Source organism: Streptomyces fuscichromogenes (genome assembly GCF_014645815.1).
Taxonomy (GTDB): Bacteria; Actinomycetota; Actinomycetes; order Streptomycetales; family Streptomycetaceae; genus Streptomyces; species Streptomyces fuscichromogenes.
On the sequence record NZ_BMML01000001.1, the window covers coordinates 146,924 to 166,596 of the forward strand.

Annotated in this window: 20 protein-coding genes; 9 read left to right on the forward strand and 11 right to left on the reverse strand. The window is 71.3% G+C overall.

Features of this window, described 5'->3' with window-relative positions:
• Nucleotides 1–4: 4 nt before the first annotated feature.
• The 3 genes from IEZ11_RS00655 to IEZ11_RS00665 form a co-directional block, all read right to left on the reverse strand.
• Nucleotides 5–754 carry an SDR family NAD(P)-dependent oxidoreductase gene (locus IEZ11_RS00655; RefSeq protein ID WP_189260518.1) on the reverse strand — a complete coding sequence of 250 codons (750 nt, stop codon included), beginning with the start codon at nt 752–754 and terminating at the stop codon, nt 5–7.
• Between the two features lie 236 nt (nt 755–990).
• Entirely contained in the window at nt 991–2,013 is a 1,023-nt protein-coding gene (locus IEZ11_RS00660) for an LLM class flavin-dependent oxidoreductase (protein WP_189260519.1), read from the reverse strand.
• 357 nt (nt 2,014–2,370) lie between these two features.
• The gene (locus IEZ11_RS00665; protein WP_189261084.1) at nt 2,371–2,769 is read right to left on the reverse strand and encodes a MarR family winged helix-turn-helix transcriptional regulator; all 399 of its coding nucleotides are present in this window, start codon (nt 2,767–2,769) and stop codon (nt 2,371–2,373) included.
• Between the two features lie 508 nt (nt 2,770–3,277).
• Between IEZ11_RS00665 and IEZ11_RS00670 the strand changes: the two genes are divergently transcribed.
• Nucleotides 3,278–4,117, forward strand: a complete 840-nt coding sequence (locus IEZ11_RS00670; RefSeq protein ID WP_229712755.1) for an NADP-dependent oxidoreductase — start codon at nt 3,278–3,280, stop codon at nt 4,115–4,117.
• 526 nt (nt 4,118–4,643) lie between these two features.
• Here the strand turns inward: IEZ11_RS00670 and IEZ11_RS00675 are convergent.
• The 3 genes from IEZ11_RS00675 to IEZ11_RS00680 form a co-directional block, all read right to left on the reverse strand.
• Nucleotides 4,644–5,333: a DUF4142 domain-containing protein gene (locus IEZ11_RS00675; RefSeq protein WP_189261085.1), complete on the reverse strand. Its 690-nt coding sequence runs from the start codon at nt 5,331–5,333 to the stop codon at nt 4,644–4,646.
• A 535-nt stretch (nt 5,334–5,868) separates the two neighbouring features.
• Nucleotides 5,869–6,000 (reverse strand): hypothetical protein, encoded by a 132-nt coding sequence (locus IEZ11_RS51860; RefSeq protein WP_268239892.1) that lies wholly within the window; start codon nt 5,998–6,000, stop codon nt 5,869–5,871.
• A 17-nt stretch (nt 6,001–6,017) separates the two neighbouring features.
• The gene (locus tag IEZ11_RS00680) at nt 6,018–6,404 is read right to left on the reverse strand and encodes a DUF4760 domain-containing protein (RefSeq protein ID WP_189260521.1); all 387 of its coding nucleotides are present in this window, start codon (nt 6,402–6,404) and stop codon (nt 6,018–6,020) included.
• A gap of 77 nt (nt 6,405–6,481) precedes the next feature.
• Here IEZ11_RS00680 and IEZ11_RS00685 point away from each other — a divergent pair, with 77 nt between their 5' ends.
• A complete protein-coding gene (locus IEZ11_RS00685; RefSeq protein ID WP_189260522.1) occupies nt 6,482–7,192 on the forward strand; it encodes a type 1 glutamine amidotransferase in 711 nt (236 codons plus the stop codon).
• 97 nt (nt 7,193–7,289) lie between these two features.
• Here IEZ11_RS00685 and IEZ11_RS00690 read toward each other — a convergent pair whose 3' ends face one another.
• Complete coding sequence (locus tag IEZ11_RS00690; RefSeq protein WP_189261119.1) at nt 7,290–7,937, reverse strand: CBS domain-containing protein; 648 nt, start codon at nt 7,935–7,937, stop codon at nt 7,290–7,292.
• A 331-nt stretch (nt 7,938–8,268) separates the two neighbouring features.
• Between IEZ11_RS00690 and IEZ11_RS00695 the strand changes: the two genes are divergently transcribed.
• The 4 genes from IEZ11_RS00695 to IEZ11_RS00710 all read left to right on the forward strand — a co-directional run bounded on the left by IEZ11_RS00695 (nt 8,269) and on the right by IEZ11_RS00710 (nt 13,075).
• Nucleotides 8,269–9,279, forward strand: coding sequence for an ArsR/SmtB family transcription factor (locus IEZ11_RS00695; RefSeq protein WP_229712757.1), 1,011 nt, complete (start codon nt 8,269–8,271; stop codon nt 9,277–9,279).
• A 132-nt stretch (nt 9,280–9,411) separates the two neighbouring features.
• Entirely contained in the window at nt 9,412–9,768 is a 357-nt protein-coding gene (locus IEZ11_RS00700) for a hypothetical protein (protein ID WP_189260524.1), read from the forward strand.
• 236 nt (nt 9,769–10,004) lie between these two features.
• The gene (locus tag IEZ11_RS00705; RefSeq protein ID WP_373294794.1) at nt 10,005–12,350 is read left to right on the forward strand and encodes an FdhF/YdeP family oxidoreductase; all 2,346 of its coding nucleotides are present in this window, start codon (nt 10,005–10,007) and stop codon (nt 12,348–12,350) included.
• Nucleotides 12,351–12,466: 116 nt separating this feature from the next.
• Nucleotides 12,467–13,075 carry a hypothetical protein gene (locus IEZ11_RS00710; RefSeq protein ID WP_189260525.1) on the forward strand — a complete coding sequence of 203 codons (609 nt, stop codon included), beginning with the start codon at nt 12,467–12,469 and terminating at the stop codon, nt 13,073–13,075.
• Nucleotides 13,076–13,231: 156 nt separating this feature from the next.
• Here IEZ11_RS00710 and IEZ11_RS00715 read toward each other — a convergent pair whose 3' ends face one another.
• Together IEZ11_RS00715 and IEZ11_RS00720 are read right to left on the reverse strand one after the other, a co-directional pair.
• Entirely contained in the window at nt 13,232–13,591 is a 360-nt protein-coding gene (locus IEZ11_RS00715) for a MazG-like family protein (protein WP_189260526.1), read from the reverse strand.
• Between the two features lie 41 nt (nt 13,592–13,632).
• Nucleotides 13,633–14,178 carry a DoxX family membrane protein gene (locus tag IEZ11_RS00720; RefSeq protein ID WP_189260527.1) on the reverse strand — a complete coding sequence of 182 codons (546 nt, stop codon included), beginning with the start codon at nt 14,176–14,178 and terminating at the stop codon, nt 13,633–13,635.
• A 122-nt stretch (nt 14,179–14,300) separates the two neighbouring features.
• On the opposite strand from IEZ11_RS00720, the gene IEZ11_RS00725 reads away from it, so the two are divergent.
• Both IEZ11_RS00725 and IEZ11_RS00730 read left to right on the forward strand, forming a co-directional pair.
• Entirely contained in the window at nt 14,301–14,627 is a 327-nt protein-coding gene (locus IEZ11_RS00725) for a nuclear transport factor 2 family protein (RefSeq protein ID WP_189260528.1), read from the forward strand.
• Between the two features lie 83 nt (nt 14,628–14,710).
• Nucleotides 14,711–15,772, forward strand: coding sequence for an aldo/keto reductase (locus IEZ11_RS00730; protein WP_189260529.1), 1,062 nt, complete (start codon nt 14,711–14,713; stop codon nt 15,770–15,772).
• A 28-nt stretch (nt 15,773–15,800) separates the two neighbouring features.
• Here the strand turns inward: IEZ11_RS00730 and IEZ11_RS00735 are convergent, their stop codons facing one another.
• Together IEZ11_RS00735 and IEZ11_RS00740 are read right to left on the reverse strand one after the other, a co-directional pair.
• A complete protein-coding gene (locus IEZ11_RS00735; protein WP_229712758.1) occupies nt 15,801–16,592 on the reverse strand; it encodes an ABC transporter ATP-binding protein in 792 nt (263 codons plus the stop codon).
• An 83-nt stretch (nt 16,593–16,675) separates the two neighbouring features.
• Entirely contained in the window at nt 16,676–18,160 is a 1,485-nt protein-coding gene (locus IEZ11_RS00740) for an ABC transporter permease (RefSeq protein ID WP_189260530.1), read from the reverse strand.
• Between the two features lie 200 nt (nt 18,161–18,360).
• On the opposite strand from IEZ11_RS00740, the gene IEZ11_RS00745 reads away from it, so the two are divergent.
• Nucleotides 18,361–19,641 (forward strand): D-alanyl-D-alanine carboxypeptidase family protein, encoded by a 1,281-nt coding sequence (locus IEZ11_RS00745; RefSeq protein ID WP_189260531.1) that lies wholly within the window; start codon nt 18,361–18,363, stop codon nt 19,639–19,641.
• The last annotated feature ends 32 nt before the right edge of the window (nt 19,642–19,673 follow it).

Genomic DNA, 19,673 nt, shown 5'->3' on the forward strand with positions numbered 1-19,673 from the left:
CTGACTACACCTGCTTGGCGCCGCCGTCGATGAAGATCTCGGTGCCGGTGATGAAACTGGACTGGCCGGTGGCGAGGAAGAGCGCGAGGTCGGCGACTTCCTCCGGTCGGCCCATGCGGCCCAGGGGCACGATGCCGGCGAGGGTCTCCCGCAGCTGCGCGGCCCCTGCCTCGTCCGCGGCGAGACCGTCGAGCCCGGGGGTGGTGATGGGGCCGGGCGAGATGGTGTTGACGCGGATGCCGCGCCCGCTCAGCTCGTTGGCCCAGGTGCGGGAGAAGGCGCGGATGGCGGCCTTGGAAGCGCCGTAGACACCGAAGGCCGGATCGCCGGAGACACCCGCGATGGAACCTGTGAGGATCACGGAGCCGCCGTCGACCAGATGGGGAAGCGCCTTCTGGACGGTGAAGACGGTGCCCTTCACATTGCTGTCGAAGGTGCTGTCGTAGTGCTCCTCGGTCATCTGGTCGAGGGGGGCGAACTCGCCGCCGCCGGCGTTGGCGAACAGGACGTCGATCCGGTGTCCGGCGTCGGCGACGGTGGCATAGAGCCGGTCGAGGTCGGCCAGGTTCGCGCTGTCGGCCTGTACCGGGGTGACGTTGCCGCCGATCTGCTCGGCGGCCTTGTCGAGGGCTTCCTTGCGGCGCCCCGTGATGTAGACGTGGGCGCCTTCCTGTGTGAAGCGCTGGGCCGTGGCCAGCCCGATGCCGCTGGTGCCGCCGGTGATGACGACCGTCTTTCCGTCCAGCTGTCCCATGATGTCTCTCCTGTGTCCGCGGCGGCCTCCTCGGCCGCTAGATTTTTAACTTTCAATCACCCTAGGAATGGGAAGGTGATGCGTCAACTATCTAGATGATACGTCATCTAGTTTCGGGCTCGTTGGCGCTGATGTTTCCGGCTGCTGCGTCACGCCGGGGCGAGGATGCCGCCGGGTTCATCCGCATCCGGCGCCGGACGCGGATGAACCCGGCGGCACCTGCCGTGGCGCCGGCGTCAGCGCCAGCCGAGTTCCGGTGCGACGTGCGTCAGGATGCTGTCGAGGACATGCGCGTTGTAGTCGACGCCGAGCTGGTTGGGCACGGTGAGCAGCAGTGTGTCGGCGGCGGCGACGGCCTCGTCCTCGGCGAGCTGCTTGACGAGCGCGTTGGGCTCGGCGGCGTAGGACCGGCCGAAGATACTGCGAGTGCCGGGATCGATGTAGCCGATCTGGTCCGTCGAGTCGCGGTCCCGGCCGAAGTACGCGCGGTCCCGCTCGTCGACGAGCGGGAAGATGCTGCGGCTGACCGACACCCTGGGCTCGCGGGTGTGTCCGGTGGCGCGCCACGCCTCGCGGTACGCCTCGATCTGCTTGCGCTGCTGGACGTGGAGCGGCTCGCCGCTCTCGTCGTCCTTGAGGGTCGAGCTCTGCAGGTTCATCCCGAGCCCCGCGGCCCAGACGGCGGTGGCGTTCGAGCCGGAACCCCACCAGATCCGGTCCCGCAGCCCCTCGGAGTGCGGTTCGATGCGCAGCAGACCCGGCGGGTTGGCGAACATCGGCCTGGGGTCCGGCTCCGCGAACCCCTCGCCCCTGAGCACCTCCAGCAGTTCCTCGGTGTGCGCGCGGGCGAGGTCGGCGTCGGTTCCGCCCTCCGGCGGCCGGTACCCGAAGTGCCGCCAGCCGTCGACGACCTGCTCCGGTGAGCCCCGGCTGAGGCCGAGCTGGAGCCGGCCGCCCGAGATCAGGTCGGCCGCGCCCGCGTCCTCCGCCATGTACAGGGGGTTCTCGTAGCGCATGTCGATCACACCGGTACCGATCTCGATCCGGCTGGTGCGCGCGCCGATCGCCGCGAGCAGCGGGAACGGCGAGGCGTGCTGGCGGGCGAAGTGATGGACCCTGAAGTGGGCGCCGTCCGCCCCCAGCTCCTCCGCGGCGACCGCCAGGTCGATCGCCTGCAGCAGGGAGTCCGACGCGGAGCGCGTCTGCGAGTGCGGCGATGGCGTCCAGTGCCCGAAGGACAGGAACCCGATCTTTTTCATACCGCTTTCAACAATCGGTGTCCGTGTTCATTCCGCTGGGATCCGGGTGATCCGGGTGATCTGGTGGCCTGGTGGCCTGGTGGCCTGGTGGCCTGGTGGCCTGGTGTGGCCTGGTGTGGCCTGCTGGCCGGGTGGCCCGGTCGGCGCGGAAGTCGCGGCGACTGCTGGCGCGAACCGGTTCCGGTCGCCATGAAGACCCGGGGGCCTTCGCGAACGACCCGGGGCGGAGGACTCGACACCGTGCGTTCCCGGGGCCGGGTCGGCGGCCGATGTCTTGGTTCGTGAGACCTTCCGTCCGTGCCGGCTGCATGCTGAATGAGGTCTCTGGGAACGGTGGGGCCTAGGGGGCGACCCTGATTACTTCGTGTCGATCTTCTCGATGACCGTGTCGGTGATCTCCGCGAGGAGTGTGACCTGGCCGGGCGAGAGGTGGTCGAGGAAGAGTCGCCGGACGTCGTTGACGTGCTGTGGCGCGGCGGCTTCCAGGGCGGCGCGGCCGGCCGGGGTGACCATCATGTATGCCCCGCGTCCGTCGTCGATGCACTCCTCCCGGACGACCAGGCCGCGTTTCGCCATGCGTGTGAGCTGGTGCGACACCCGGCTCTTCTCCCACCCGAGCACCTTCGCGAGTTCCAGCACGCGCAGTCGGTCGCCGGGCGCGCGGGTCAGCTCGGCGAGCACGGGATAGTCGGTCGCGGACAGCCCGAACTCGCTCTGCAGCGTCCGTCCGGCCTGGTTGACCAGCAGGTCGTGCATGCGCAGCATGCCGCGCCAGGCTCGTTCCTCGACAGGGCTCAGCCAGCGGGGTGCTTCCTCCTCCATGGCCACACCCTATGAGAAGGTTGACCCTTCCACCATGTTGCCTGCGGGGCCCCGGACGACTGTCCGTTCCCGGGCGGCCATGCCGTCAAGGCCTCCGCCCTGTGGCCCCTCCGCTGATCACCGGCCGCCGCCTGGGCGTGCTGGTCCTGCTCGCGGTGCTCCTGCCGGTGCGAAAGCGCGGTCGGCTGTCTCGTCGGCTCACGGCGGCGGGCGGGGGCGGCAGCCGACGTCGCGGAGTTCGGTCTGTGTCTGGCGGCCCTCGGGTGCCCGGTCAGATCCGGCTCGAGGGTGCGGCGCGGCCATATATGTGATACATCAACTATATTCATCGCGCAGGACGAAGCGCGAACCTGGCAAGTGAAGGGGGCGAGTCGTCATGCCGAACGCCGTGGTCATGACTGGGTACGGTCCGCCGGATGTCCTGAAGCGGGCGGAGGTTCCCATGCCGCAGCCCGGTGACGGGGAGATCCGGATCAGGGTCCGTGCCGCGGGGGTGGGCCCGACCGACCTGGACATCCGGTCCGGCCGCCTCAGGTTCCCCCTGCCTCCACAGCCCGTGCTGGGTTACGAGGTGTCCGGTGTCGTCGATGCCGTCGGCCCCGGCGTCTCGGGCACGCGCGTCGGTGACGAGGTGGCCGCCGTGCTCTTCGGCCGCGGAGGCTACGCCGAGTACGCGCTGGCCTCGATCTGGGCGCACAAGCCGGAGTCGGTGTCATGGGTGGACGCCGCCGCGCTTCCGAGTTCGGTGGAGGCCGCGGCCGGCGTTCTCCGGCAACTGCGGGTCAAGAGCGGAGAGACGCTTCTGCTTCTCGGCGGGGGCGGTTCGGTGGGCTTGATCGCGACACAGCTGGCGGTCGCCCGGGGCGTGAAGGTCATCAGTGCCGTGGGCGCGCGGGACGAGGACCTCGCCAGGGAGCTGGGAGCATCGCCGGTCCGGTACGGCTCCGGTCTCGTGGCCGCCGTCCGGGCCCTCGGATCCGTGGACGCCGTCTTCGACGCGGCCGGTAAGGGGGCGCTCGCCGACGCCGTGGAACTCGCCGGAGGGCCGCAGCGCGTCATCACCCTGTCCGACCATGCGGCGCCCGAGTTCGGAGTCGTGCTCTCGGTGCCCACGGCGGACCGCGCTCCCGGCGCCCTGGACGAGGGCATGGCCATGCTGGCCGAGGGGCGGCTGCGCATGAAGGGCCGCAGGCCCATGCCGTTGCAGGAGGCAGCCGAGGCGCATCGCCTGCTGGAGAGCGGGGAAGTGCGGGATCGCGTCATCCTCACCCTCGACTCGTGATCCGCCGGCCACGAGCTCTCGGCGCGGAGCGTCCGGTACGGCGGTGAAGGGGCCCCCGCGGGGGGCGTGGGCGGGCCCCGCGCTGGGTCGGATTCCGGCCCCGGCTGTACCGCCCGGCCCGGCGACCGCGAAGGCCTGCGGCGGGCCGGGGCCGCCGCAGGCCGTCACCATCGGACGGTGTCGGGCCGATCCGAGCAGGCCGTTGAGGATGCCCTTCTCGGCAAGGCGGAAGACCAGGCCGCCCACGGGAGCGAGAACGGGGCACAGCCGGTAGCGGCACACCCCGCGCGCGCCAGGCAGGCGGTCAGAAGAGCGGCGAGCGGTGAGCGGTGAGCGGTGAGCGGCGAGCCGACGGTCAGGAAGGCAGCCGTGTCTCCCCAGTAATGGAGCCCCGGCGCCAGCCCCAGCCTCAGCCGGAGTCCCTCGCTGCAACTGAACCGGTGAGGAGTGCCGGCCGGGCCGGGCGGGCTCGCGAGGCGATGGCCGCCGCCCGGCCGGCACGGGCGGCCCGGCTCAGCTCCTCACCTCACCCCGCCGTCGGACTCGGCGACACCGCGCTGTTCGCAGGTGGAGTGAGGACGACCTGTGGCTGGCCCGCGACCGCCGGCGGCGGAGTCAGGTCCTGGGCCGGAAGGCCGGGCGAGGTGGTTTCCTGGGCGAGCACCTGGCCGAAGTCGACCAGGCCGGTCGTCTCCACGACCGCGATGTGGTCCAGGACGGTGTCGTTGGCCTGGTCGGCCAGCCCGCGGACCAGTGAGTTCCTCGTGGTGCTGCGGATGCTCGCGATCGTGGTGAGGAGCTGGCCGTTCGTCGCGCGCACGGTGGTGGCCAGGTCCGTGTCGAACTGCTTGCCGCTTTCCGCGTTCAGCCGGGACTCGAAGCTCTGCTGTTGTGGCGACGGTTGGTTGGGCAGCGTGATGCCCAACTGATTGGCGACATTGCGGCAGGCGGCGTCCAACGCGGCATCCCCGTCGACCAGATGCTCCCCCGCGTTCCTGACCGCCTTCGTCGTCCCCTTCTTCGACGCCTTCTGGCCGACGGGGTACTCCCACAGTCCGGCCGCGCGCACCTTGACCACGAAATCCTGGTCGGCTGCCGTCAGCGGTCCGGTCGCCGGTGTGGCGACGACCCGTTCGGGTGCGCCGCTGACCTTCTGGACTCCGAGCATGGCGGGGTAGAGGAGGGAGCCGAGGGTGAAGCTGAGCGCACCACCCACGAAGAGAGTTCCCGCCGCCTTCCGTGAAACGAGCACCGTGTCTCCTGATCCGGTTCTTCGGATCCCGCACGTACGGACATACGGATGTGAGGGTTCCGCAGAACCTTTAGGGCTCGTCATGGATTCGTAAAGCCGGGCCGGCAGGTTCCCCCGCGGCGTGCGGCCGCGACCCGGGTTGAGGCGTGCGTCTGTCACGAATGTCCGCTCGGTGGTGCGAAGAAGGGCCGTTCGGCCCTATCGGCGGCCCGGGAAGGGACTGTTGGGCCCTATCGGGGCCGGGTGCCTCGCGGCCGACCATGGGGCGGCGACCGGGAGGGGCTATGTCCACTCCCGCACTTCTGGTCCTTCCCGGCTCGCCGACGACACCGACTGACAGGGAGGACGCCGCTCGGGCGACGGGATACAGCAGTCGAGAAACAGTGCGGCTGCGCTGCCGCGTGCCGTTGTCGTGACAGACGGGCATCCGGATGTGCGGCGCGGGCGCGCCCCGGTCTGCCCGCACGCAGTGGGAGGACGGGCGGGTCGCCCGAGACGACTACGCCGTCGCCCCGTCACGTCCGTAGGCGCGTTTGCGGGCCGTGCGGTAGACGGCGTGGCTCGATTTGGTGCGGGTGAGCGTGGCCAGGTCCTCGAAGAAGTTGAGGTAGGCGTAGGGGTCGCCGCGCACCTGACGTTCCGCCAGGGCTACGGGCGTACCACCTCCCAGGTGCGCAGGAGCCGGTAGTGGGTGGCCAGGAAGACCAGGTCCTCGTCGACGACCCGGAAGGCCACCAGGTAGGCGAGCATCTGGTAGAACGCGCACACCCGGTAGACGTCGTCGCGGATGGGCTGTTCGAGGCCGCTGATGCCCTGGTCGGCTCCTGCTCCCGACGCGAGGTCCGCCCATAATCGCTCTTCGCTGTGGACGAACTCGGCCGACCGGCACTCCCTGAAGAGGTCGAGTACGAGCGGCAGTTGGTTGGAGTTGTTCATCAGGCGGATCTGGCGCAGGGTGAGCAGGAGGGTCACCCCGATCGCGGTCGTCGAGAGGAGCAGTGTCACCACGTTGACGAGCAGCGTCACGCTGTCCATCCGTCAAGACTGGCACCGGGGTACGCGGGTGACAACGGTGGGGATGACAAAGCCGAACCGGGATGTGGGGGGAGAACATGGCGACGGCTCTGGTGGTGCAGAACGCCGAGCACGCAGGGCCGGGGCGGTGGGGCCGGTGGCTGGCCGGGAGCGGGGTGGGGGTGGAGGTGGTGCGGGGGTATGCGGGGGAGGAGTTGCCGGGGCGGCTGGAGCATCAGGCGCTGGTGGTGCTGGGTGGGGCGATGCTTCCGGACGACGACGAGCGGGCGCCCTGGCTACCGGGTGCGCGGGCGTTGATGAGGCAGGCGTTGGACGAGGGCGTGCCCGTGTTCGGGATCTGCCTCGGGGGCCAGATGCTCGCACAGGTGGCGGGCGGAGAGGTGGCGGGCGGCTACGGCGAGCCGGAGTTCGGGAGCACCGTGCTGACCTTGCGGGCGGAGGCGGCCGAGGACCCGCTGTTCCGGGGGCTGCCGGAGCGTCCTACGGCGATCGAGAACCACTTGGACGCCATCGTGCGGCTGCCCCCGGGGGCACACTGGCTGGCCGGCAGCGAGCTGTGCCCCTATCAGGCGTTCCGGGTCGGTGACGCGGCCTGGGGTGTGCAGTTCCATCCGGAGACCGGACCGGAGCGCATCGCGCAGTGGCCTGAGGGCCGGGCCGAGCGATATGGAGTGGACCGGGAGGAACTGCGCCGGGCGGCGGTGCGGGACGACGCGGTCGCGGCCCCGGTGTGGCGTGAGGTGGCGCTGAGGTTCGCCGCGTGTGTCAGGGGCTACGGTGCCGCGTAGCAGGCTCACACCTGCGGGTCCACCGAGCGCGGCGGTTCCGACAGGTCCGGTGCCGGGTGGAGTCGGTCGTCCGTGATGGGGCTCGGACTGAAGCGCGTCAGGCCGTTCGGAAGTGGCAGTCGCGGCATTCCTCCAGTGCCGCGAGGAAGGATTTCTGGTCGATGCCCCAGCCGAGCGCCGGCCGGTTCTCCGGGACCCGGAGCCGGACCCGGAGCCGGAGCAGGTGGCCGTACGCCCCGAAGGCCGGGTTGGCCGCGGAACGCACCCGGGAGGCGCGGTGCCGGGGGACGGCAGCCCTGCGACGGTCCAGTGGTACGCGCTGGTCGACGCCCCCGCGCAGGCGCTGCTCGATCTCCTCGACGAGGACGAAGGGGCGTACCCGGGTGCCGAACCGGACGGTCGGGTCGGCGGCGGTGATCAGGCGGCGGACCTTGTGGTCGTGGTCGCGCACCAGGACGTAGCCGGACTGGTGGACCGCGCCGATCCAGTCGAGCAGTTCGTCCGAACGGTCGGCCTCTGCGGCCCCTTGAGCGTGGCAGCCACCAAGTCCGCCTAGGCGTCGGCCATGCGCGCGGCCGATCGACTGCCGGCTGACGACGCCGTACAGACGGCCGTTCGGCCTCAGGACGGGAAGACGGGAAGTCGGCTGCAACCCCCGCAGCACCATGATGGCCATGGCGGTGCTGAGACTGTCGCCCACCTTCACGGACTCCGGCACGCGGTTCGCGGATTCCGGGGTGCTCACCCGGTGGGCGGCAGCCGGTGTCTCCGCCTCCTCGTCCGGCAGTAGGCCGGCCGCCCTGCACGGCGAGCTGGAGCGCGGCCGACGCGAGCGTGCTCCCCGAGAGCCTGGTCACGGCGCTCGTCCCCGACTCGTCCGGTCCCGCGGTCTGGAGCCTGCCGCGCCCGGTGTTGTCTCGGTGGCGGTGTGGCGGTGTGGCGGTGTGGTGGCCGGAGCCCGCCATGTCCTGATATGCATCCCGCCCCCGGCGTCCCCCACGCCACCGCGCGCCTCGGATGGCAGTCTGGTGGCGCGAGAAGGACCGCGCCGACCGCATCTGTGGGGGAACAGGGTTGTGTTACGCGTTCACTTCACCGCTGACGACCTGGCCCGGGTCCAGGTGGCCACGGAGCTCGATCCGTTGTGGGAGACCACGCTCGGCCTGCAGCAGCTGATCCGTCCGGGGCGGGGGACACGCGTCTTCCGGTCCTGGCGGCGGCAGGCCCGCGCTCTGGTCGGGCAACGGCAACTGGCGGAAGCCGTACGGCTGCTGGCGGTGCTGGTGCCCGGCAAGGGTGCCTTCCCGGACTTTCTCAACCCGGGCGCGGCGGCGAACGGACTCGACGCGGGGCTCGACGCGGTGCGGGGTACCCCGCGCGAACGGCTGGGCTGCGAACTGCGGTTGCTGGCGGACTGCGGACCCCAGGGCAGACGTACGCCATTGTGGGTGCGCGACCTCGCGGCCGGTGACCGGGGCCGGATGACCGATCTGACCGACGTCATGCGCGCGGTGCACGGGGTGGTCACCGCCGTGGACTGGCCGGAGGCCGCCGCGCTGGCCGAGGCGGACCGCGTTCTGCGCGCCCGGAGACTGCGGGACAGCGGGGTCCACGGGCTGCTCGGCTCGCTGGGCCCCTTCGCCCGCTGGGAACCCCCGGTGCTGCACGTCGACTATCCGGCTGACCGCGACCTCCGGCTGGCCGGGCGCGGACTGCGGCTCGTTCCGTCGTACTTCTGCTGGCCCACCCCGATCTCGCTGGTCGACCCGGAGCTGGAGCCCGTCCTGGTCTATCCCGTCGACCACGGAGCCCCGGGCGCGGCCGAGGCCGGCCGGCAGGCGCTGCCCACCCTGCTGGGCCACACCCGTGCCCGTGTCCTGACCGCACTGGGCGACACGGCCACCACCGGGGAACTCGCCCGGCTCCTGCGCGTCTCACCGGCCTCGGCGAGCCAGCACGTGCACGCGCTCGCCGCCGCAAACCTGGTGCGCAGCCATCGCACCGGCAACCAGGTCCTGCACAGCCTCACCCCGCTCGGCACCGCCCTGCTCAGCGGTCGCCTGCCCGGCGGCAACGCTCCGACCTGAGGTTTTCGGCGCTCGCTGAAACAACTGGCCTCCCCGGCGCCTCCCAGCCCACCCTGGTGAAGGGCCGTGGACCCCGGCCCCACCGACCGAGGACCTCACGAAGACCTCACGAAGACCTCAAGGGGGACACCCATGTCACTGCGCAAGCTGGCCGCGACCTTATGTGCCACGGCGGCACTGGTGGGCGGATCGCTGATCGGCGCCACCTCGGCCTCCGCCGCGTCGTCGGGCCCCGCGACGGCCCAGCTGACCTGTCCGTACTACTACGTGTGCGGGCAGGCCGCCAACGGCAGCTGGTTCCAGTACTACGACTGCGACTTCGAGTTCCAGCTGCCCAACCTGATCGGCTCCGGGCCCCTCATCAACAACCAGACGCCGGGCACCGTGGCGAAGTTCTACGGCAAGAACCACAACCTCCTGTTCACCTCCACCGCCTATGACTCGCGCACCGTCGACTGGACGCCGGTCTGGTACGTCATCGCCTGCTGAACCGACGCCGACGCCGACGCCGACGCCGACGCCCAGCGCCTACGCGCACACGCGTGCCCGTGCCCGCGGCCCCGCTCCGAAGCCGGGGCGGGGCCGCAGGCCGGGCCGGAAGCGCCCTGCCGTGCGTCTCGCCTGTTCCGCCTCGCCTGGCCTCCCCGGAACACCCTGCCTAGCATGAAAAAGACGCCGCTGCCCTCCCGGCGGTGTGTACCCCGCGCCGGCGAAGGGTGAGAGCCGTGAGCACCTCCCACGACGAGCAGAAGCGGCTGCGGCAGGACGAGGGGGAGCAGGTCGAGCCCCGGATAGGGCCGAGGCCCGAGGGCGAGCCGTTCTTCCATCCGTACCACCATCCGGCCGCCGGCTGGGGCGCCGCCAAGAGCGTCAGCAAGTTCCTGGTGCGGGAGCGTGCGCTCGTCGACGGGCCGCGGGCGATCATGAAGATGAATCACGAGGGGGAGGGGTTCGACTGCCCCGGATGCGCGTGGCCGGACGACACGAAGGGGCTGCGGCTCGATCTCTGTGAGAACGGGGTCAAGCACGTCACCTGGGAGATGACCCGCAAGCGGGTCGGGCGGGAGTTCTTCGCCGCCCACTCCGTCGGCGAACTGTCCGAGTGGAGCGACTTCGCGCTGGAGGACCAGGGGCGGCTGACCGAGCCGATGGTCTACGACGGCGCGTCGGACCACTACCTGCCGATCAGCTGGCGGGACGCGTTCCAGCTGGTCGGACGGGTGCTGCGGGGGCTGGACGATCCGAACCGGGCGGCCTTCTACACCTCCGGGCGGCTCGGCAACGAGGCCACCTTCCTGTACCAGCTCATGGCCCGCGAACTCGGCACCAACAACCTGCCCGACTGTTCCAACATGTGCCACGAGGCCAGCGGCCGCGCCCTCGCCGACTCGCTCGGCACCGGCAAGGGGACCGTCGACCTCAAGGACTGGGACGCCACCGACGCCCTCTTCATCATGGGCGTGAACGCCGCCTCGAACGCGCCCCGGATGCTCACCGCGCTCGCCGACGCCTACCGGCGGGGCGCCCAGATCGTGCACGTCAACCCGCTGATCGAGGCGGCCGCGCGGCGGACCATCATCCCGCACGACTTCGTGGACATGGCCGCCCTGCACCCCACCCGCACCGGGACCCTCGACCTCCAGGTGCGCGTCGGCGGTGACATGGCGCTGCTGCGGGGTATCGCCAAGGCGGTCCTGGACCAGGCCGCCTCCGATCCCAAGGCACTCGACCAGGAGTTCATCGACCGGTACACCAGCGGCTTCGAGGAGTACCGGAAGCTGTGCGAGGCCACGCCCTGGGAGGAGATCGAGCGGCAGTCCGGGATCAGCCGCGCCGACATCCTCCACGCGGCCCGGATCTACCGGGACGCGGACCGCTCCATCTTCAGCTGGTGCCTCGGCGTCAGCCAGCACGAGCACGGCGTGGACACCGTGCGGGAGATCGTCAACGTCCTGCTGCTGCGCGGCAACCTCGGCCGCGAGGGCGCGGGCCCCTCACCCGTGCGCGGGCACAGCAACGTGCAGGGCAACCGGACGTGCGGCATCGACCACCGGCCCGAACCGCAGTTCCTGGACCGGCTCGCCGAGGTGTGCGGGATCGACCCGCCCCGGCGGCACGGGCTCGACACCGTCGGCACCATCCAGGCGATGCAGCGCGGCGAGGTCAAGGTGTTCATCGGCATGGGCGGCAACTTCGCGCTCGCCGCGCCCGACACCCGGGCCACCTACGAGGCGCTGCGCGCCTGCGAACTCACCGTCCAGGTGAGCACCAAGCTCAACCGCAGCCATCTGGTCCACGGCCGGCAGGCGTTGATCCTGCCCTGCCTCGGCCGTACCGAGAAGGACCACCAGCGCCACGGCGTCCAGAGCACCTCGGTCGAGGACTCGATGAGCATGGTGCACCTGTCGGTCGGCATGAAGAGGCCGGCCTCCCCGCACCTGCTGTCCGAACCCGCCGTCATCGCCGGTATCGCCCGCGCCGCGCTCCCCGACAGCGGTACGCCGTGGGCCTGGTACGTCGAGGACTACGACCGGATCCGCGACACCATGGCCCGGGTCCTCGACGGCTTCGAGGACTTCAACCGGCGGGTACGGCTGCCGTTGGGCTTCCGGATCCGGCAGCCCGCGCGGGAACTGGTCTTCCGCACGCCGACGGGGCTCGCCGAGTTCTCCTCGGCGCCGCTGCCCGACGTCGTGCCCGAGCCGGGCACCCTGGCGCTCGGCACCATGCGCTCGCACGACCAGTGGAACACCACGATCTACTCCGACAACGACCGCTACCGGGGCATCAGGAACCTGCGCACCCTCGTCTTCATGAACCCCGCCGACATGCGCGAACGCGGTATCGAGGAGTTCGAACCGGTCGACATCACCAGCACCGCCAAGGACGGCAGCACCCGGGAGCTGAACGGCTTTCTCGCCGTCCCCTACGACCTGCCCCGCGGCTGCGCGGCCGGGTACATGCCCGAGATGAACGTGCTGATCGCCCTGTGCGACTACAGCGAACAGAGCTACCAGCCGCTGATGAAGCACATCCGGGTGACGATCCGCCGGTCCACCGCCGCCGGTTGAGACACCGGTCGGCCCGAGTCATGTCCGCGGGACCTCCCGGGTGCGTAGGCTGTGTGTCACCGCGCGGAGCACATCGACTTCGCCGCGTGGAGCACATCGACGAGAGGTCCGACCGTATGTCCGAGTCACCCGGCACCGAGCTGGCGTCCGAGTACAGCGCGCGGATCGCGCAGGACCTCGAACTCAACGCAGAGAAACAGGACCGCCTCGCCACCGAGATCGCCGCCCTGGAAGCGGAGTTGCGCGCGGTACGGGACAACAGGGCGGTGCTGGAGCGGTTGCAGCATGCGCTCACCCCGCAGGGCACTGCGCCCGGGACCACGACCGCGCCCGGGACCACGACCGTTCCAGGGGCCGCCGACACCGACGCCGACACCGTCGAGGCCGCTGTGCCGCACCAGCGGACCGAGCCCGCGCCGAACCGCCGTGCCGCCGCCAAGCCGGCGCCCGCGGCGCCGAAGCCGAGCCTCGTCGAGGCCGTGCACGCCTACCTCGCCCAGCAGCGGGAGCCGCGGTCCGCGACCGACGTCGCCGAGGCGATCAGGGCCGGTCAGCCCGGCCGCACCATCAAGACGACGGTGATCCGCACGACGCTGGAGAACCTGGTCGCCAGGAACCGTGCCCAGCGCACCAAGCAGGGCCGAGCGGTCTTCTACGTCCTCCCGGCAGCACAGGAGTCACCGGAGCCGCAGGCCCCGGAGGCCGACGCGGACGCCGACGCCTAGACCCAGGTCCAGGCACAGGCACAGGCAGAGGCAGAGGTCCAGGCCTCGGTCCGCACCTGCCGATCCGGGACATGTGTTCCGGACCGGCAGGCTGACATATGTTCGATGCGGACACAGTCGTACGCCGAGCAGCCGTGAGCCGTGAGCCGTGGACAGTCAGCCGGACGACGCGGCCGGCCCCAGCGAGCGTTCCGTCACCCCCGCCAGGTGCCGTTCGAACACCCCCGCCGGGTCCGGTGTCAGTGTGCGCAGCGCCACCAGGGCCGTGATCACCACGTCGCACAGCTCCCCCTGTACGTCCTCCCAGGTGTGGGTGACGCCCTTGCGGGGGTTCTGGCCGGTCGCCCCGATCACCGCCTGGGCGACCTCGCCGACCTCCTCCGTGAGCTTGAGCATGCGCAGGACGAGACCGGTCTCGCCGTCGTGTTTCCGGTTGGCGTCCAGCCAGGTCCAGAGGTCCTCGACGGAGGTCCACAGGTCCGGCGGCTCACAGTGCGGCGTCCGCTGTTGCGTCATGGCCGGTAGCCTGCCCCGCCCCACCCCGCCCCACCCCGCAGCTACTCCTCGAACAGCGCCTCCTGCTCGCCCTCCTTCGCCCGCCGCACCCGCCGGTTCCGCGCGCCGATCACCACCGCCGTCGCCGCCGCCGTCACGCCCAGCGCCGCCGGGACCATCCAGCCCCGGTCGAGGACATGCCCGAGCGCATGGTCCAGGGAGAGCCGGCCGGGGCCCGTGACGGCCAGGCCCGCGGCGGCCAGGCCCAGGGTCGCCGCGTACTCGTAGCCGCCCTCCGCGGCGAAGAAGCCGTTCGGCATGTGCAGGGCGGCCGCGCCCGCCATCGACCCGGCCGCCGCGGCCCCCGCCGCCGGCGTCGCCAGCCCCAGCGCCAGCAGTGTCCCGCCGCCCGCCTCCGCCAGCCCCGCCGCCAGCGCGCTCTGCCGACCGGGCGCGTACCCGACCGACTCCATGAACCGGCCGGTGCCCTCGATCCCGCCCCCGCCGAACCAGCCGAACAGCTTCTGCGCGCCGTGCGCCGCCAGCACCCCGCCGGTCCCCAGCCGGAGCAGCAGCAGGCCTACGTCACGTCGGTCGTAGCAGGTCACGGAAGCTCCCATCGGGGACGGCGGATCACGGGGTTCCACCGTCGCACCCGGGCCACCCGGTCGGCCCGTCCTCGCCGCCGTTCGGGTGGCGGGCCGCCGGGACCGATGTGACGCTGACTGACATGACGATCAAGACAGCCAAGCTCAGCGACCCCGCCGTCCGGGCCTTCGTCACCGCCGTCAACGCCAGCGACCGGGACAGCTTCCGCAAGCTCCTCACCGCGGACGCGACCATGGCCGACGACGGCGACGACCGGAACCTCGACGACTGGATCGACCGGGAGATCTTCTCCTCCAACGGTCACCTGGACGTCGACAACGAGTCCAACGGCGGCCGCTCCCTGCTCGCCCACTACCGCAACGACACCTGGGGCGAGATGGTCACCCGCTGGGACTTCACGGTCGAGGACGACGGCCGTATCTCCCGCTTCGAGACCGGGCAGGCGTAGCGGCAGGGCGGCAGGACGACAGGGCGGCGGGTCCGGCAATTCCCTTGCCTTCGTGTGCGCTTCAACCTCTAGCGTCCTCGACCATGGAAACCGAGAGCAGGGCAACCGAGCGCGACGCGACCCAGAACAGCGCAACCGGGAGCAAGGGAACCGGAGGCATCGGCACCGACGGCACCACCAGGACGCTGGGGCGTTCCGGCATCCGGGTCAGCGCGCTCGGCTTCGGGTGCTGGGCCATCGGAGGCGAGTGGCAGGACGCCACCGGGCAGCCGCTCGGCTGGGGCAGGGTCGACGACGAGGAGTCCGTACGGGCGGTGCACCGAGCCCTCGACCTCGGCGTCACCTTCTTCGACACCGCCGACACCTACGGCGCCGGCCACAGCGAGCGCGTCCTCGGCCGCGCCCTCGGCAAGCGGCGGGACGAGGTCGTCGTCGCCACCAAGTGGGGCAACGTCTTCGACGAGGAGACCCGCACCCTCACCGGCGGCGACGACTCCCCGGCCCACGTCCGCCGCGCCCTCACCGCCTCGCTGCGGCGCCTCGGCACCGACCACGTCGACCTCTACCAGCTGCACCTCTCCGACGCCGACCCGGTCCGTGCCGCCGAACTCCGGGATGTCTGCGAGGAATTGGTCGGCGAGGGGCTGATCCGGGCCTACGGCTGGAGCACCGACGACCCCGACCGCGCCGCCGTCTTCGCCGCGGGACCGCACTGCACGGCCGTGCAGCACACCCTCAACGTGCTGCAGGACGCTCCCGAACTCCTGGCGTTGGCAGAGGAGTCGGAGCTCGCCGCCATCAACCGCAGCCCGCTCGCCATGGGGTTGCTCGGCGGACGGCGGACGGGGGCCGCCGACGGCGACATCCGGAGCAGGCCGCCGGCCTGGCTGCCCGGGTTCGGGGACGGCGACGGCGCCGATCCCGCGTGGGTCGGGCGGATCGAGGCCCTGCGCGAGATCCTCACCAGCGACGGGCGGACCCTCGCCCAGGGCGCCCTCGGCTGGATCTGGGCGCGCAGTCCGCGTACGGTCCCCATCCCCGGTTTCCGGTCCGTCGCGCAGGCGGAGCAGAACGCCGGCGCGATGGCGAAGGGGCCGCTCACCGCCGGGCAGCTGGCCGAGATCGACCTGCTCCTCGGGCGATGAGCGGCCCCGGCCGCTCACTGCCGGTGTGTCAGTAGCCCTGGCCACCCCCGTACTGCTGCTGCACGTACTGCTGCCGGCCGTACTCCGCCGCCTGCTGCGGCTGGGCGTCGTGCCCCGCCGCCTGCTGGGCGTACCGCCGGGCGTCGCCCTGCTCGGTGAGGGTGATCTGGCCGGCCTTGATGGTGGCCAGGCGCGGCGCGCGACGGGCGATGGAGGAGTCGTGGGTGACCATGATGAAGGTCAGGCCGTACTCGTGCCACAGGCCTTCGAGCAGCGCCATGATGTCGTCACGGGTGCCCTCGTCGAGGTTGCCGGTCGGCTCGTCGGCGAGGAGCACCTTCGGCTTCTTCACCAGCGCGCGGGCGATCGCGACGCGCTGCTGCTGGCCGCCGGAGAGCTCCGAGGGGGCGTGCGTGAGGCGCTCGCCGAGGCCCACCGAGCGCAGGGCCTCGGCCGCGCGCTCGCGGCGGTCCGCCGGCTTGATGCCGAGCGGGACGAGGGCCGTCTCGACGTTCTCCTGGGCGGTGAGCGTCGGGATCAGGTTGAACGACTGGAAGATGATGCCGATCTTCTCGGCGCGCAGCCGGGTCAGCTTGGTCTCGCTGACCCGGGCGAGGTCGACGTCGTCCAGCATGACGCTGCCCTCGGACGGGCGGTCCAGGCCGCCGATCATCTGGAGCAGGGTCGACTTGCCGCCGCCGGTCGGGCCCTGGATGACGAGCTGGTCGCCGTCCTCGATGGTCAGGTCGACGCCGCGCAGCGCCTCGACCGTCTCCTTGCCCCGCGTGTAGCGCTTGGTGACTCCGGTGAGTCTGTACATGGGTTCTCCACTGGGTGGTAAGGGGGTGGGGGCGCCGCGTCCCGGGGGGAGTGGAAGCGGCGCCCCGGCTCGGGGGCGGGGTGTTACGCGACGCTGCGCAGGGCGTCGGCCGGGCGCATCCGGGAGGCGCGCCAGCCGCCCATCGCACCGGCGATCAGACCGCCGGTGACCGCGAGGCCGACCGCGAGGCCGATGGTGGTGAGGGAGACGGGCGCGGACAGCGCGATCTCCAGGGTGTTCTGGGTGGCCTGCTGGCCGGGGCCGCCGCCGCCCGGGCCGCCGCCCGCGCCGCCACCGCCACCGGTGCTGCCCAGCTGGGCGGTGAGCTTCGGGCTGATCGCGGTGACCGCGTAGGCCGCGCCGACACCGAGGGCGATGCCGAGGGCGCCGCCGATCAGGCCGTTGACCATGGACTCGCCGACCACCTGGCGGGTCACGTTGCGCGAGGGCCAGCCGAGCGCCTTCAGGGTGCCGAACTCACGCACCCGGCGGGACACCGCGGACGAGGTCAGCAGGGCCGCCACCAGGAAGGCCGCCGCGAGGACCGCGATGGACAGCCACTTGCCGACGCTGGTCGCCAGGCTGGAGGCGGTGGAGAGGGAACCGGAGACGGTGGACGCCAGGTCGGCGGAGGTGGTGACCGTCGTACCCGAGATGTTGGCGGTGATCTCCTTCTTCACGGTGGAGATCTGCTTGGAGTCGGTCGCCTTCACATAGATCGTGGTGACCTGGTTCTTGGCGTCACCGAGGGTCTGCGCGACCTTCAGCGGGACGAACACGTCGGTGTCGGACTCGCTGCTGTCCGGGGTGGCGATGCCGATGACCGTGAACTTGCTGCCGGAGATCTTGAAGGTCGAGCCGACCTTGTACTTCTTCTGCTTGGCGTACGACTTGCTGACCACCGCGACCTTGGCGCTGGTCTGCGCGGAGGTGAAGGTCTTGCCCGTGCTGATCTTCATGGTGGACAGCGGGCCGAGACCCTGGTGGGCCACGTCGACACCGGCCACGGAGTAGCTGTTGACGTTGAAGTTGGCGCCGCCGCCCTGGACCTGGGGCGCACCGCCCGAGCCGCTGCTGCTGTTGCTGCCGCCCGGCTGTCCCTGGCCGCTGCTGGTGCTGCCGGAGCTGCTGCTGCCGGTGGTGCTCTTCGCCTTGCCCTGGGTGAAGGAGCCGTCGACCTTGGTGACGTTGAGGGAGAGCGCTCCGACCGCGCTCTCCACGCCCTTCTGGGCGGCGACCTTGGTGACGAGGGAGGACTTCAGGGCCTGGCCGCCCTGGGTCTGCACCCGGTCCGAACTCTGGGTGGAACTGCTGCTGGACTTGGCGTCGAACTTGAAGTTCGGGCCACCCGAGCTGCCCGAGGTCGGCGCGGTACGGGCCTTGGTGACCGTCATGTCGGTCCCCAGGCCGTACAGCGACTTGAGGACCTTGTCCTGCGCCTGAGTCATGCCGGCCGACACCGAGTTGACCGTGATGACCAGCGCGATACCGAGCGCCAGACCCAGAGCGATGACCAGGGCAGCCTTCTTTCTGCGGCCCAGCTCGCGCTTGAGATAGATGCCAAACATCCCGTTCCTCGAAGGTTCTTGGCGCCCGCTGTGGACGCGAGCTCAAGTTAGGGAGAAACCTTTGAGCCACACTGGGTAAAACATGTGTCAGAGCTGAGAAACGGCGAGGTCTTAGCGAACTTTCATAAGACAGCAAATTCCTGGCCGGGCGAGGGGGTACTGCCGGGTAGCCCCGGTGGCCTGCGGTGTACGGTCCCGGGATGCGCGATTCCTCTCGGCTGACCCGGCGTGCCGCCCTCGGACTGACGGCCGCCGCTCTCCCCCTGTCCGCGGCGGTCCCCGCCTCGGCCGCCACCGTCATAGGCGGCGATCGGCTGGCCCGCGGCGGCATACAGGTGAACGGCGCCACCGGCCTCCCCAGGAAGATCACCGCCCGCGCCTGGCTGCTCGCCGACTGCGACAGCGGAGAGGTACTCGCCTCCTACAACGCGCACCGGCGGCTGGCGCCCGCCTCCACCCTGAAGATGCTGTTCGCGGACACCGTGCTCACGAAGTTCGAGCGGACCGAGCGCTACAAGGTCAAGGACTCCGACATCTCCGACGTCCCGGCCGGCTCCAGCCTGGTCGGCATCAAGCCCGGCATCACCTACACCGTCGAGCAGCTGTGGCAGGGCGTCTTCCTGCGCTCCGGCAACGACGCCGTGCACGTGCTCTCCCACATGAACGGCGGGATCGCGAAGACCGTCGCCGAGATGCAGGCCAAGGCGGCCGACCTGCAGGCCCTGGACACCCATGTGGTCAGCCCCGACGGCTTCGACCACCCGGGCCAGCTGTCGTCGGCCTACGACCTCACCCTCTTCGCCCGGCACGGGCTGAAGGACGACGACTTCCGCGGCTACTGCTCCACGCGGACCGCGGACTTCCCGGCCGGCGGCAAGAAGACCTTCCAGATCCAGAACACCGACCGCCTGCTCACCGGCGCCTGGGGACTCGACGTCTACAAGGGCCTGTTCGGTGTCAAGAACGGCTACACCAGTCACGCCGGCAACACCTTCACCGGCGGCGCCACCCGGGGCGGCCGCACCCTGCTGGTCACCGTGATGCACCCGGCCCCCAGCACCAACGCCGTGTACGAGCAGACCGCCGCACTGCTCGACTGGGGCTTCGGGAAGGGGAGTTCGGCGCGGTCCGTGGGCACGCTGGTCGATCCGCTCAGCGAGGGCGGGGTGAGTGCCGGTCCGTCGCCGACCAAGGGCAAGGGGGCCGCGGGGGCGGCCGGGACGGGGGCGGCCGGTTCGGGCTCGTCCGGCCCGTCGGCGTGGCGGCTCGCGGAGGGCGGGGCGGTGACGCTCGCGCTGCTGGGCGCGGGGGCGTGGGCGCTGCGCCGACGACGGCGGACGTCCGGTGCCGGTGCCGGTGCCGAGACGGGTGCCGGTACCGAGGTGGCTGCCGGTGGGGCCGCCGTCCCCGGGGCGGGTGCCGCCGCCGTCCCCGGCTCGGCCGACGCGCCGGCCGGTTCGGGTGACACCGCGGCGGGCTGACGTCACGCGGCAGCCGCTCCACCCACCGGTGC